The sequence below is a fragment of the Salinisphaera sp. SWV1 genome (assembly GCF_052044155.1).
In the GTDB taxonomy this organism is placed as follows: domain Bacteria; phylum Pseudomonadota; class Gammaproteobacteria; order Nevskiales; family Salinisphaeraceae; genus Salinisphaera.
The window spans coordinates 13502-28451 of sequence record NZ_JBQDYE010000016.1 but is presented as its reverse complement, the minus strand read 5'-3'; the positions used below and the strand labels follow the sequence as shown (position 1 = coordinate 28451).

Genomic DNA, 14950 nt, shown 5'->3' with positions numbered 1-14950 from the left:
GCTGCCGAAACCGCGCTCCCCCGTTGCGTAACCCGCCTGGCGGGCCGCGGCCTGCGCTGCGACGACTTCCAGGTTCGGCCGGTCCGGCGCAATTGCGCCCGGCTTTCCGGGCTGTAGCCCATCCGAGGGAATGGACTATGCACAAACTTGAAGGCGGACTCTATTCACCGGAGTTCGAAAAAGACGCCTGCGGCTTCGGCCTGATCGCCCACATGGACGACAAGCCCAGTCATTGGCTGGTCGATACCGCGATCGGCGCGCTGGAGCGCCTGACCCATCGCGGGGCGGTCGCGGCCGACGGCAAGACCGGCGACGGCTGCGGCCTGCTGATCAAGAAGCCCGATTCGTTTCTGCGCACCGTCGCCGACGAAGCCGGCATCGAACTCGGCGAACACTATGCCAGCGGCATTGTGTTCCTGAGCCTGGACGAGGACACCGCCGGCGCCGCCAGGGCCGAGCTGGAAAAACAGCTGGAAGCGGCCGGCCTGATGGTCGCCGGCTGGCGTGAGGTGCCGATCGATGCCGAATCGGCCTGTGGCGCCGAGGCGCTGGAAACCCTGCCCCGCTTCGAGCAGATCTTCGTCAATGCGCCCGCGGACATGGACCGCGACGTGTTCGAGACCCGGCTGATCATCGCCCGCCGGCGCACCGAGAACGCCCTGCCCGATGACGATACGTTCTACGTGCCGTCGCTCTCGGCCCGCGTGTTCTCGTTCAAGGGCATGGTGATGCCGAGCTATCTCACCGTGTTCTACCAGGACCTGGCCGACGAACGGCTGGAGACCTCGCTGTGCGTGTTCCACCAGCGTTTTTCGACCAACACGCTGCCACAGTGGCGTCTGGCCCAGCCGTTCCGGTATCTCGCCCACAACGGCGAGATCAACACCATCACCGGCAATCGCAACTGGTCCACCGCCAGGGCCTCCAAATTCGCCTCCAAGGACCTGCCGGATCTGGAATCCATCCTGCCGCTGGTGTCCATGGACGGCTCGGATTCCTGCAGCCTCGACAACATGCTCGAGATCCTGCTCGCCGGCGGCATGGACATTTTCTATGCCATGCGCCTGCTGATGCCGCCGGCCTGGCAGAACGTCGACTATATGTCGGCCGACATGCGTGCCTTCTACGAATACAACTCCATGCACATGGAGCCCTGGGACGGCCCGGCGGGCATCGTGCTCACCGACGGCCGCTATGCCGCCTGCGCCATGGACCGCAATGGCCTGCGCCCGGCGCGCTACGTGATTACCAAGGATCGCCACATCACGCTGGCCTCCGAGATCGGCGTGTGGGACTACAAGCCCGAGGACGTGGTCACCAAGGGCCGGCTCAAGCCCGGCGACATGCTGGCGATCGATACCGATAACGGCGAGCTGCTCAACCCGCGCGACATCGATGCGCGCCTTGCCGGCCGCGCGCCGTACAAGCAGTGGCTGAAAAAGCATTCCCGTATCCTCGAGTCGCGCCTGACCGATACGCGCGACGAAGCCTGGATGGAGCGCCCACGCCTCAAATCGCTGGAAAAACTGTTCCATGTGACCTTCGAAGAGCGCGATCAGGTATTGCGCCCGCTGGCCGAGGCCGGCCAGGAAGCCACCGGCTCGATGGGCGACGACACACCGTTCCCGGTGCTGTCCCGTGTGGACCGCGTGGTCTTCGATTATTTCCGCCAGCAGTTCGCCCAGGTCACCAATCCGCCGATCGATCCGCTGCGCGAGCGTATCGTGATGAGTCTGGAGACCTGCTTCGGCCGCGAACTGAATGTCTTCGACGAATCCGAGGCCCGCGCCAAGCGGCTGGTGGTCGATTCGCCGGTGCTGTCCACCGGCAAGTTCCGGCGCCTGCTGTCGGTCGAGGATGAAGACTATGCGAACGTCACGCTGGATCTGACCTATCCGGCCAACGACGATCTGCGCGAGGCGATCGAGGCGCTGTGCGATCGCGTGGTCGACGAGGTCCGCGGCGGCAAGACCATCATCGTGCTCACCGATCGCAACGTCGAACAAGGGCAGCTGCCGATCCAGGCGCTGCTGGCCACCGGCGCGGTGCATCACCGCCTGACCCGCGAGAACCTGCGCTGCGACGCCAACCTCGTCGTGGATACGGCCACGGCACGCGATGCCCATCATTTCGCCTGCCTGATCGGCTACGGCGCAACCGCGATCCATCCGTATCTGGCCTACGAATGCCTGAACGATCTGGTACAGGTCGGCCAGATCCACGATCGCGACGCCGACGAACTGTGCGCCTCGTATCGCAAGGGCATCAATAAAGGCCTGTACAAGATCATGTCCAAGATGGGCATCTCCACGGTCACCAGCTACCGCGGTGCCCAGCTGTTCGAGATCGTGGGCCTGGCCGACGAGGTCGTGGATCTGTGCTTTTCGGGTACGGTTTCGCGTATCGGCGGGGCAAGCTTCGCGCATCTGCAGGCCGATGCCGCGCATCTGGCCGAGCACGCCTGGAACACGCGTATCGCGATCGACCAGGGCGGCATCCTCAAGTTCGTCTACGGCCAGGAATACCACTGCTACAACCCGGACGTGATCGCCACGCTGCACGAAGCCGTGTCGTCCGGCGAGTACGCCAAGTACCAGGAATACGCCCGCGTGGTGCAGGGCCGGCCGGTCGCCGTGCTGCGCGATCTGCTCGGCCTGCGCGATGACCTGGCGCCAATCGACATCGACGAAGTCGAGTCGATCGAGGACATCACGCCACGCTTCGATTCCGCCGGCATGAGTCTGGGCGCCCTGTCGCCCGAGGCGCACGAGTCGCTGGCCCAGGGCATGAACCGCATGGGCGGGCGCTCGAACTCCGGCGAAGGTGGCGAGGATTCGGCCCGCTTCGGCACCGACAAGATGTCCAAGATCAAGCAGGTGGCCTCCGGCCGGTTCGGCGTCACGCCGCATTACCTGGTCAACGCCGAAGTGCTGCAGATCAAGATCGCCCAGGGCGCCAAGCCCGGCGAAGGCGGCCAGCTGCCCGGCCACAAGGTCAACGAGATGATCGCCCGGCTGCGTTATTCGCGGCCCGGCGTGGCGTTGATCAGCCCGCCGCCACACCACGACATCTACTCGATCGAGGACCTGGCCCAGCTGATCTTCGACCTCAAGCAGGTCAATCCGAAGGCGCTGGTCTCGGTCAAGCTGGTGGCCGGACCCGGCGTGGGCACGATCGCGGCCGGCGTGGCCAAGGCCTACGCCGACCTGATCACCATCTCCGGCTATGACGGCGGCACGGGCGCCTCGCCGCTGACGTCCGTGCGCTATGCCGGCACGCCGTGGGAACTGGGCCTGTCGGAAACCCACCAGACCCTGCGCGCCAACGACCTGCGCGAGAAGGTCCGGGTGCAGACCGACGGCGGTCTCAAGACCGGGCTGGACGTGATCAAGGCGGCGATCCTGGGGGCCGAATCCTTCGGCTTCGGCACCGGCCCGATGGTGGCCCTCGGCTGCAAGTACCTGCGCGTGTGTCATCTGAACAACTGCGCGACGGGTGTTGCCACGCAGAATGAGACACTGCGCGAGCGCTATTTCATCGGCATCCCGGAAATGGTGCAGAACTTCTTCCGCTTCATCGCCCAGGACACCCGCGAGATCATGGCCTCGATCGGCGTGAAAAGGCTGGAGGATCTGATCGGGCGTACCGATCTGCTGGAAATCCTGCCCGGCGAGACCTCCAAACAGGCCGGCCTGAACCTGAAACCGCTGCTGTCCAAGGGCGGGCTGGCCGACGACAAGCCAATGTACTGTGTCTCGCCGCACAACGAACCCTTCGACAAGGGCGAGTTGGCCGAGCGCATGGTCGCGGACACGCTGGACGCGATCGAGAACAAGTCGGGCGGCCGGTTCGAATATGACGTGCGCAACAGCGATCGCTCCATCGGCGCGCGGGTGTCGGGCGAGATCGCGTCCCGCCACGGCAATCTCGGCATGGAGGATGCGCCCATCACGCTGGCGCTCACCGGTACCGCCGGCCAGAGCTTCGGTGTGTGGAACGCCGGCGGGCTGCATCTCCAGCTCACCGGCGACGCCAACGACTATGTCGCCAAGGGCATGGCCGGCGGCCGCATCATCATCCGTCCGCCGGAAAATTCCGATTTCGTGGCGCGCGAGGCGGCAATCATCGGCAATACCTGCCTGTACGGTGCCACCGGCGGCACGCTGTATGCGGCCGGCCAGGCCGGCGAGCGCTTCGGCGTGCGCAACTCGGGGGCCACCGCGGTGGTCGAGGGCGTGGGCGATCACGGCTGCGAATACATGACCGGCGGCTGCGTGGTCGTGCTCGGCGGCACCGGCGTCAACTTCGGCGCCGGCATGACCGGCGGCGCGGCCTACGTGCTGGACGAAAAGCGCGAATTCGTCGACCGCTACAACCACGAGCTGATCGATATCCACCGCGTGGTATCCGAGAACATGGAGGCTCATCGCCACTATCTGTATCAGCTCATCGAGGCTTACGTGGACGCCACCGGCAGCGCCTGGGGCGCGGAAATCCTGGAGGACTTCCGCGACTACGTCGGCCAGTTCTGGCTGGTCAAGCCCAAGGCGGAAAGCGTGGAGACCATTCTCGACACGCTCACCCGCGCGGCCTAGTTCAGTCGGTCATGGGCCGCGGCCCGATCCCGCATCGCGACAAGAGACATCGATGGCAAAGAACAATCTTCAATTTCTCGACGTACCGCGTCAGGACCCGGCCAAGGTGGCCGTGCCCGTACGCATTCACGAATTCGCCGAGATCTACGGCCAGTTCGACAAGGAGACCGCCTCGCAGCAGGCCGGGCGCTGCATTTCCTGCGGCAACCCGTATTGCGAGTGGAAGTGCCCCGTGCACAACTACATCCCCAACTGGCTCAAGATGGTCAACGAGGGCAATCTGTTCGAGGCGGCCGAGCTGTCGCACGCCACCAACACCCTGCCCGAGATCTGCGGCCGTATCTGCCCGCAGGACCGCCTGTGTGAAGGCGCCTGCACGATGAACGACGGCATCGGCGCGATTACCATCGGCTCGGTCGAGAAATACATCACCGACGAGGCCTTAAAGCAGGGCTGGCGGCCGGACGTCTCCAACGTGGTCTGGACCGACAAGAAGGTCGCCGTGATCGGCGCCGGCCCGGCCGGCCTCGGTGCAGCGGATATTCTCGTGCGCGGCGGCGTCAAGGCCGTGGTGTTCGACAAGTACCCGCGCATCGGCGGCCTGCTCACCTTCGGCATTCCGCCGTTCAAGCTGGAAAAGGACGTCGTGGAAACCCGCCGCGAAGTCATGGAAGGCATGGGTGTGGAATTCCGGCTCGGCGTCGAAATCGGCCGCGACATCAGCATCGAACAATTGATGGAAGAATACGACGCCGTGTTCATGGGCATGGGCACCTACACCTACATGAAGGGCGGCTTCCCCGGCGAGGACCTGAAAGGTGTGTACGAGGCCCTGCCGTTCCTGGTCGGCAACATCAATCGCGAGATCGGCGTCAAGGGCGAGCATCCCTTCGTCGACATGAAAGGCCAGCGCGTGGTCGTGCTCGGCGGCGGCGACACCGCGATGGATTGCAATCGCACGTCCATTCGCCAGGGCGCCAAGGAAGTCATCTGTGCCTACCGGCGCGACGAAGAGAACATGCCCGGCTCCGCCCGCGAGGTGGAAAACGCCAAGGAAGAAGGCGTGCAGTTCCTGTTCAATCGCCAGCCGGTCGAAATCGTGGGCGACGCCCATGTCGAAGGCATCAAGATGGTCACGACTCAGCTCGGCGAACCGGACGAGCGCGGCCGACGCCGACCCGAGCCCGTGCCCGGCACCGAGGAAGTCATCGAGGCGGATCGTGTGGTCATCGCCTTCGGCTTCCGCCCCAACCCGCAGGACTGGTTCGACACCCACGAGATCGAATGCGATGACGGCGGCCGGGTGATCGCGCCCGAGCAGGGCCGCTTCAAGCACCAGACCACCAACCCGAAGATCTTCGCCGGTGGCGACATGGTGCGCGGCTCCGATCTAGTCGTCACCGCCGTGTTCGAGGGCCGCGAAGCGGCCAAGGGCATTCTGGATTATCTTGAGGTCTGACCGGAATACGCGATGACTGTAGCCCCCTTTTGGGCCAGAATCCGTACCCCCGTGGCGCCCGATCACTCTGCAGGCTCGGGCCGCCCGGCCCACAATGACTGCGCCGGGATATTATCGCGCATGTTTGCCGGAGTGGCGCTCGACGCCGTTGCTGCGCTGGTGTTGCCCGTCGTCAACACCCGGACCATGCCCTATCACTTGGTCAGAATCGGCGCTACCTCGGCACACCCACGCCATCGTGCGTATGGACCCGGCCGGCGGGCACACGACCGCCAAGCGCGAGATCCCGGGCAACCTGTCGATGGGTTGCATCCTGCCGGCAACGCCGGAGCTGAATCCGGCCGAAAACGTGTGGCAGCATCTACGCTAGACGTACCCGAGCAACCGCGTCTTCCAAGCCACCGACGACATTATCGCGTGTGCGTGCCAAGCGTGGCAGGCCCTGTTGGTCGAGGCCGGGCGTATTAAACCCGATACCCGTCGTAACCGGGCCTGCAACGATCCATAGTTATAACCGTTGGCATAAGTTTGACCGATGGGCGTGACCGCGCCATACGCTACGCCAAACGACGCTCGTGGTTCCTGGCCCAAGCCCGAGTCGCCTGCCTTTGCTTATGGCTCGATATTTCGTGACGACACGGCCTGAGCCGTCTCGATGTATCCATTCGAACATCAAGGCGCCTATGTGTTTCGCTCTTCACGAATCCATATCGCCGGAACAGACGCTATCGCGCAGCGCGCTTTTCCGCACCTTGCCCGTTGCCGTACGCGGCAATCCGCCGAACACCACGCGACCCGGCACCTTGAAATGGGCCATGCGCTCACGGCAGAAGCCGATCAGTGCAGCCTCGTCCACGCGGCTTTCGGCACCCTCGACCAAGGTGACAAAAGCGCACGGCCGTTCGCCCCAGTGCGGATGCGGTTCGGCAACCACGGCAACCTCGGCCACCGCCGGATGCTCGTAGAGCACGCTCTCGATCTCGAGACTAGAAATATTCTCGCCACCGGAGATAATGATGTCCTTGGCCCGATCCTTGATCTCGACGTAGCCGTCGGCATGCCGCACCGCCAAATCCCCGGTATGGAACCAGCCATCGGCGAAGGCAGCATCGGTTTCTTCGGGGTTGTTGAGATATCCCTTCATCACGGTGTGCCCGCGCAGGCACAACTCGCCGATGGTCTCGCCGTCGTCAGCCACCGGTTTACCGGCCTCATCGAGTACGGCGACGTCTTCGATCGCGAAGTTGGCCACCCCCTGACGCGCCATGCGCGCGGCACGTGCCTTGGCGTCCAGTTGCTCCCAGGCGGGTTGCCAGACACATAGCGTCGAGGGGCCGTAGGTCTCGGTCAATCCATAGAGATGGGTGATGTCGAAGCCCAGTCGCCGGGCACGATCGATCACCGCAGCCGGCGGCGCCGCCCCACCCAGCGCGAAATCCGCTCTTGTCGACAGACTCAGACCGCGATTCTCGAAATCGGTCAGCAGACTGTTGAGCACAACCGGGGCGCCGCAGAGATGGGTGACCCCGTGCGTTTCCATGCGTTCATGAATCAAGGCCGCATCAACGCTCTCGAGACAGACATGGGTCGCGCCGGCCGCGGTTGTGGCCCAGACATATCCCCAGCCGTCACAATGGAACATCGGCAGAGTCCAAAGAAAGACCGAGTCCGGGCCCATGTGAAAGGCCATGGCATTGGCCATGGCGGCCAGATAAGCGCCGCGATGGTGATACACGACACCCTTGGGGGCGCCTGTCGTGCCCGAGGTGTACAACAGCGTCAGCGCATCCCACTCATTAGCCACGCCGGGCGGTTCGAAGGCCGGATCGCCGGCTGCGATCAGATCCTCGAAGCGTTCCCCGACCAGCGATCCCGCGGGTGTGCCGTGACTGTCGACCACGATGACCTCGGGCATTTCGCGGTCCAGGATATTCCGCATATGCAGGACGATTTCGGCAAAAACATGATCGCAGATCAATGTCGTCGCCTTGCCGTGCGCCAGCATGGTAGCGACCGATGGTGGATCCTGACGCGTATTCAATGGATTGAGCACCGCCCCGAGCATCGGCACGGCATAGCGCGCTTCGAGCATTTCATGCGTATTGCGACACAGGATCGCCACCGTATCGCCCCGTTTGATGCCGCGTTCCGCCAAGGCGCTGGCCAAGCGGCGACAACGGCGATCGAATTCGGCATAAGTCAACGTCATGTCGCTGTCGATGACAGCATCGCGGTCGCCATAAACCACCGCCGAACGCCGTAAAAAGCTCAGTGGCGACAATGGGATGTGGTTGGCCGAACTACGGTCTAGCCGGTCATAGTCGGCTTGGGCCATGGTCTCCTCCGTATTGTTGTCACCAGTCGACCATGGTCTTGCGAACGGCCGCTCGCGGAATTTTTATCAGTGCCGGCATCCTTGTTACAGCGACGACTGCAAGTGCCCGCCGTCAACGACCAGGGTCGATCCCGTCATGTAGGAGCCGGAGTCCGAAGCGAGTAACAGCAAGGGAGCCGCCAGCTCGTGGGGCTGCCCCAGTCGTTTCTGCGGTATGCGTCGGATCATCTTCTGTCCCGGCTCGGACTCGAAGAATTCACGATTCATGTCGGTTTCAATATAACCGGGCGCTAATGCGTTGACACGAATATTGTCCCGCGCCCACTCCAGTGCGAGAGCCCGGGTAAGCTGTTCCAGCGCGCCCTTGGAGGCAGCGTAGGCCGCCAGGGCCGGCGCCACCCGATGACCGAGAATCGAACTCACGTTGATGATCGCGCCACCCTGCCCGGCAGCCTTGAGCCGTCGGGCCGATTCCTGCGCGATTCGCCAGCAGCCGCTCAGGTTGACCTCGATCGTACTGCTCCAATCTGCTTCACTCATATCGAGCGCCAGCGACGGTTTAGCCACACCCGCGTTGCATACCGCGATATCGACGACACCCAGCTGGGCTTCTATGCTGTCAAAGCCCGTCTTTATCGAACCCGTGTCCGTGACATCCAGGGGCACGATCGCCGCGCGACCGCCGACGGCATCGATGGCTTCAGCGGTTTTCTCCAACGGCGCACGCCGGCGGCCGCACAATGCAACGCGGGCACCGGCATCGGCCAGAATCTCGGCAAAGCTGCTGCCCAGGCCGCCGCCGGCTCCGGTCACCACGGCCACGCGATTTTCAAGACTGAAATACTCTCTCATGCCACTACTCGTTGACGTTCAAACAAACGATCGACGTCAGCGCCGCCCCGCCAGGCCAGAGACAGGTCGGTGAAATCGGGCCCGGGCCTGATCGATCGGCCAGGATCTCGTGGATACGGGCCACCTTCGTCGGCGCGATCTTCAACGCAAGATCGGCTTCGAACCTCTTCTTCAAGTCCGGGATGCGCTCGGCGCGCCGCCGTCGATGGCCGATCGGGTAGTCCACCGACGCCTTACCGGCCGCCGAGCCATCGCCGAATAAAACCTGCACCGCATTGCCTATGGCGCGATAGGCCTGGCCGATCGGTGTATGCACCACAGTCTGACATCTATAGCAGACATTCGAGCGCTCGTGGCCAGCAGTCAAGGCGCCGCCTTCAAGATGCATCGACAAGCCAGCGCCCCTGGCGGACCAGCGGCGGGCCGCGCGCCGGTTTTGGCAAGACGCGCTGCAACCGGGCCGACAAAGGCTTGTCACGGCGCGATCTACCGACCATGACCGGCTTGTCCCGGAGGGTCGGGCCGCCCTCTTGATTCCACTGACACTTACCCCGGTTGGCATCGCCACGGATACGCGGAATCACGATAAACAAAGCTTGCCCTGTCTCAGGGTCCCTACGCGCAACAGAGGCAATCTCCGGTATTCCCGGGACCATTCAAAGTGGCACTGTCTGGATTGGGCGCTGCTACTTTAGTTTGATATATGCCGCATACATGTTTCTCCCTCGCTATATTCGAGTATCTTCGAGTTCTTCTACGTCCGGGGAAACACGATGGAAACGAACTCGATCAGCACATGGCCAGGCCAGGCATACCGGCGTTTGCGGTGCCTTTTCGCCGCCGGTTGTCTGCTAGCGATCATGCCGGCACTGGCCAGTGCAGCTCAGCCCATCAACATCGGCGTCGTGGCGCCGCAGGAAACACTGGAAGGCAAGTCAATCGTCAACGGCGCCAAGCTGGCGGCCGAGCATATCAATGCGGCGGGGGGCATCGACGGCCGGCAGATCAAGCTTTTCTTTTATGACGACCATAAATCCGCCTCGGACGGCGTTCGTGCCATGCAACGCGCCGCCAATCGCGATCATACGGTCGCGATGGTGGGCACGTTCATCAGCGAAGTCGCCCTGTCGATGGAGCCGTGGTCGGCACGCCTGAAGATGCCGTTCATCGTCACCGGCGCCGCCAGTCCGAAGATCACCCAGCGCGTGCACAACCACTACAGCGAATACAAATACGTGTTTCGCGACAAGCTTAATGCGCACTTCATGGCCGAGTCGGTGATTGATTTCATCCACCACAGCCTTGCCCCCAAAGGGTTCAAGCGCGCTGCGATTATGGCCGAAGACTCCGCCTGGACCGTTCCGCTCGGCCAAACGTGGAAGCAGAACCTGCAATCCCAGACCAACGTCAAGATCGTCAAGGAAGTTCGCTATTCGCCCGATACCAACGACTTCGGCCCGATATTCAACCAGATTGAAAACAAAAAAGTGCCTCTCATCCTGACCGGCTGGGCGCATACCGGTTTGCGACCGACCATTCAGTGGTCACAGCGGCAGGTACCCGCGCTTCTGGTGGGCGTGAACGCACAGGCAGGCAGTTCGAGCTTCTGGCAGAAAAGCAACGGCGCGGCCCAGGGCGTGATCTCGCAGTCGAGCGCGGTGCCCGGCGCGGCCCTTTCGGACAAGACGGAGCCGTTTACGCAAGCCTATCACGCGAAATTCCACAATTTTCCCGGCTACACCGGTTATACCACCTACGATGCGCTCTATCTGCTCAAGAATGCGATCGAGGCGTCGCATTCGACCGATCCGGACAAGATGGTTTCGGCGTTGGAGCAGACCGATACCACGGGCACGATTGGCCATATCAAGTTCTACGGCAAGCAGTCGCAGTACACGCACGACCTGCAGTTCGGCCCGGGATTGACGACGGGCGTGCTATTCCAGTGGCAGGACGGCAAACAAGTGCCGGTGTGGCCGGCGGCGGTGGCCAAACCGGTCAAAATACCGTCATTCGTGAATCCGGCTTCCTGATATCGCATATCAGACGGCCCGGGACCGGCGCCTATGCGCCGGTCCCGGCATTTCGACCTCGGAGCGCTGCGTCGCATCCGACCCGGCACATCCCGTATTCCGATCGTTTATTGACACCGGCACGTGAACGCTTGGTGTGATTTATTCGCATTCGTGCGCGCAGGCGAACTGACAGGAGATTGGCATTTGGCACATCTAGCCGCTGAGATCATCATCAACGGCATTGTGATCAGCGCGATCTATGCGCTGGGCGCAGTGGGATTCACTCTCATATTTGGTGTGTCCGGCGTTTTGAATCTCGCGCACGGCGCGCACTTGGTGATTGCGGCCTTTGTGGCCTGGTTTACGATCCAGAGCCTGGGGTTCGATCTCTGGAGCGGCAGCCTGGCCGGTATCGCTGCCTCGATTGCGTCGGCCTATATCCTCTACTTCGCCGTCGTGCGGCCGATCGAGCGTTCTCGACGGATACCGGATGAAGAAAAAGAAGTGTTCATCCTCACCGCGACCCTGCTCACCGGGATCATCGTACAAGGGGTGTTCGGCTACCTGTTCGGATCGAACCCGGTGACGACACCGGCGCTCGCCACCGGAGTGGTTCATCCGTTTGGGGTCACCACATCCATCAACGAGCTTCTCATAGGCCTGATTGCCTGGCTCATCATCGGCATGGTCTGGTTCTTCATCAACAGGACACGGCTTGGCAAGGCGTTGCTCGCGGCGTCGATGACGCCGGCCGCGCTGGGTCTGATCGGCGTCGAGCTGATGTTCGTCAATCTGGTTGTCTGGGGATTATATGGCCTGCTGACCGGCATTTCCGGCGTGCTGCTGGCCTCGTTCCTGGGCGCCAGTCCGGATGCGATACCGACAATGACCGCGCTGGCCTTCACGATCGTTATTCTCGGTGGCCTGGGCAACGTGCTCGGTTCGTTGGTCGCCGCCTACATCATCGGTTTCATCGGCACGCTAACGGCCTATCTGATTTCTTCCTCGATCACCGAACTGCCGGCGCTTTTTCTTTTGGTCGTGGTCTTGCTGCTACGACCCCAGGGGCTGTTCGGCCGGCGATGAGCACCCGCGCGGATTTTGTCACATGAATCGCACTTCCCTTGTTTGCCTCTGGATTGCACGCGAGCCGTGCCCCACGCGCTCGGAGGCTTCGATGCTATTCCCTATTCGAAAATGCCCGGTGAACCCCGATGCCGCCCGGTTATCACGCCTATTCACGCAAACGCCGTGTGTGTCGTTAGCCGGGCCGGGTGATTCGATATGACTTCATATCTTCGTTCGTTTCAATTCTGGATCATGCTGGCCGTGCTCGTCGTACTCGCCCTGCTGCCGTACGAGTCTTCTTATTACATCCTCGGCGTCCTCACCATCGCTTATATCTTCACCGGTTTTGCGATGTCTTGGGATCTGCTGTTCGGTTATTCCGGCGAGGTAAACTTCGGCCCGACCTTTTTCATCGGCGTCGGCGCCTACGCCAGCGCCCTGCTGAACGTCCACACCGGCCTCGGCGTGTGGTCCTGCATCGCGCTTGGCGCGTTCGCTGCAGTGGTTGCCGGATTGTTGATGGTGGCACCGGCGTTGCGGTTGCGCGGGCCTTACTTCGGCGTGATCACGCTCGTCGCGGCGCTCATACTCGAAAAACTGATTGTCACCTTCTCCAGTGTCACCGGCGGCGAAGTGGGACTCGGTGTCCCGGGTCTGCTTTCGCTGAGCACTTGGGTGAACTACTACGATGCATTGATCTTCATGCTGATCAGCGGACTGGTCCTGTTTTTGATCGGCCGTTCATCCATCGGCCTGATACTGGAGGCCAGCGGCCAGGATCCGATCGCGACCCAGGCACTCGGGATCAATATCGTCAAGTACAAGATTGTCGGATTCATCCTCAGCGCGTTCATCTCGGGCTGGGCGGGTGCCATGATGATCTTCTATTTCGGCACCGTGTCGATATCCACCGTGGTCGCGGTTTCGGTCACGCTGCAGGTGATTATCTCGACCATTCTCGGCGGCCGGCGTTCCATCATCGGACCTGCCATCGGCGCGATCTTCATCATCGTCGCCAACGAGATACTGCGCCCGCTCGGCCAATTGAACAACGTGGTCGTGGCGCTGGTCGCCCTGATTATTCTGTTGTCGTTTCCGGACGGCTTCATCGGACTCATTCATCGACTGGGACGGCGCGGCACGTGACTGCGATACTCGAGGTATCTGATTTAAGCAAGCGGTTCGGCGGCGTTCAGGCCGTCAACAAGCTATCGTTTTCAGTGGATGCGGGTGAGATCCTCGGCCTGATCGGCCCGAACGGTTCGGGTAAATCGACCACGCTAAGCCTGCTGATGGGCGTCCAGCGCGCGGACGACGGGCATATCCGGTGCCAAGGGCGCGACGTCAGGAAAGTGCGACTGCATCAATCGGCGGCCCATGGGCTGGCCATGGTCTTCCAGCATTCCCGCCCGCTCAAGCGCCAGACCACGATCCAAAACATCAAACTCGCCCTGCTGAGCGGCGGTCTTCTCGACTGCCTGCCGCGACCCGCGCTGACCCGACGCGCACGGGAAGTCGCCGACTGGGTCGGGCTATCCGGGGTCGCCGATACCACGGCCGATCAGCTGTCGTTTTCGGAACTGCGCCGGCTGGAGTTTGCCAAGGCGCTGGCGCTCGAACCGCGTGTCCTGCTGCTCGATGAACCGTTCGCCGGCCTCGCTCCCGCCGAAGTCCGGCAGTTCATCACGTTCATTCGCGAGTTCCAGAGTCCGGAACGCGGCATCGTACTCGTCGACCACAATGTCAAAGCGGTTGCCGGCCTGGTGGATCGGGTCGTCGCCATGCATCAAGGCGCCCGGATCGCCGAAGGCACCGCCGACGAAGTCATGCGCGACGCCAAAGTCCGCGAAGTCTTCCTCGGCACCGCAATGGAAGACCGTACCGGACACAAGCGGACCGAGGCGCCGCGCGCCGACGCCCCGCCTTTGCTGAGCACGCGCATCGACGGGGTTCGATACGGAAAGGCCGAAGCCCTGCAAGAGGTCTACATCGACGTTGCCAAGGGCGAGTTCGTTTCGGTGGTGGGCCTGAACGGCGCCGGAAAAACCAGTCTGTTCAACGCGATCACCGGTTTTGTCGACTACCAGGGCGATGTGCTGTGGCAAGGCAGCTCGATCAAGGGCCGGTCGTCGGCTTCAATCAGCCGGAGTGGAATCGCTCACTGCCCTGAGGACCGCAAGCTGTTTCGCTACATGTCGGTCGAAGAAAACCTCGAACTGGGTGGCTTTTATCTCGATCGAAAGGCCAAACAGGAGACGCTGGGAGAGGTTTTCGAGCTGTTTCCGCGGCTCGCGGAGCGCCGCTGGCAGCTCGCCAACACACTCAGCGGCGGCGAACAGCAGATGCTGACGATCGCCCGTGGCCTGATGCTCCGACCCCAGCTGTTGATACTCGACGAACCCACGCTCGGGCTGGCGCCGCTGATCATGGACTCGATTTCGGACGCCCTGGAAACGCTGCGCACGCGTTTCAATACGACCATCCTGCTTGCCGAGCAGAACCTGCATTTTGCGCTGCGTCATTCCGAGCGAATTTTTCTGCTGGAGAATGGCGTCATCAGCTGGCGCGGTGACACCGAAGCCTTCGAGAGCGAAGTGGGAGAAAGCTATATTTAGTCTGGGTTCAG

Annotated in this window: 9 protein-coding genes; 6 read left to right on the top strand and 3 right to left on the bottom strand. The window is 62.4% G+C overall.

Annotated elements, in window-relative coordinates:
- Window positions 1-137: 137 nt before the first annotated feature.
- The gene (gene gltB, locus ACS8YF_RS09550; RefSeq protein ID WP_440849990.1) at window positions 138-4595 is read left to right on the top strand and encodes a glutamate synthase large subunit; all 4458 of its coding nucleotides are present in this window, start codon (window positions 138-140) and stop codon (window positions 4593-4595) included.
- 52 nt (window positions 4596-4647) lie between these two features.
- Window positions 4648-6054, top strand: coding sequence for an FAD-dependent oxidoreductase (locus tag ACS8YF_RS09545; RefSeq protein WP_440849989.1), 1407 nt, complete (start codon window positions 4648-4650; stop codon window positions 6052-6054).
- 697 nt (window positions 6055-6751) lie between these two features.
- On the opposite strand, the gene ACS8YF_RS09540 is transcribed toward ACS8YF_RS09545, so the two are convergent.
- From ACS8YF_RS09540 to ACS8YF_RS09530, 3 genes are all read right to left on the bottom strand, one after another.
- Window positions 6752-8389: an AMP-binding protein gene (locus ACS8YF_RS09540; protein ID WP_440849988.1), complete on the bottom strand. Its 1638-nt coding sequence runs from the start codon at window positions 8387-8389 to the stop codon at window positions 6752-6754.
- A gap of 84 nt (window positions 8390-8473) precedes the next feature.
- Window positions 8474-9241 carry an SDR family NAD(P)-dependent oxidoreductase gene (locus tag ACS8YF_RS09535; protein ID WP_440849987.1) on the bottom strand — a complete coding sequence of 256 codons (768 nt, stop codon included), beginning with the start codon at window positions 9239-9241 and terminating at the stop codon, window positions 8474-8476.
- 4 nt (window positions 9242-9245) lie between these two features.
- Complete coding sequence (locus tag ACS8YF_RS09530; RefSeq protein WP_440849986.1) at window positions 9246-9635, bottom strand: hypothetical protein; 390 nt, start codon at window positions 9633-9635, stop codon at window positions 9246-9248.
- Between the two features lie 466 nt (window positions 9636-10101).
- On the opposite strand from ACS8YF_RS09530, the gene ACS8YF_RS09525 reads away from it, so the two are divergent.
- The 4 genes from ACS8YF_RS09525 to ACS8YF_RS09510 all read left to right on the top strand — a co-directional run bounded on the left by ACS8YF_RS09525 (window position 10102) and on the right by ACS8YF_RS09510 (window position 14939).
- A complete protein-coding gene (locus tag ACS8YF_RS09525) occupies window positions 10102-11274 on the top strand; it encodes an ABC transporter substrate-binding protein (protein ID WP_440849985.1) in 1173 nt (390 codons plus the stop codon).
- Window positions 11275-11427: 153 nt separating this feature from the next.
- Window positions 11428-12342 (top strand): branched-chain amino acid ABC transporter permease, encoded by a 915-nt coding sequence (locus tag ACS8YF_RS09520; protein WP_440849984.1) that lies wholly within the window; start codon window positions 11428-11430, stop codon window positions 12340-12342.
- Window positions 12343-12540: 198 nt separating this feature from the next.
- Window positions 12541-13470, top strand: coding sequence for a branched-chain amino acid ABC transporter permease (locus tag ACS8YF_RS09515; RefSeq protein WP_440849983.1), 930 nt, complete (start codon window positions 12541-12543; stop codon window positions 13468-13470).
- Window positions 13467-14939, top strand: a complete 1473-nt coding sequence (locus ACS8YF_RS09510) for an ATP-binding cassette domain-containing protein (protein ID WP_440849982.1) — start codon at window positions 13467-13469, stop codon at window positions 14937-14939. Before ACS8YF_RS09515 ends, ACS8YF_RS09510 begins: the two co-directional genes overlap by 4 nt.
- Window positions 14940-14950: the final 11 nt, after the last annotated feature.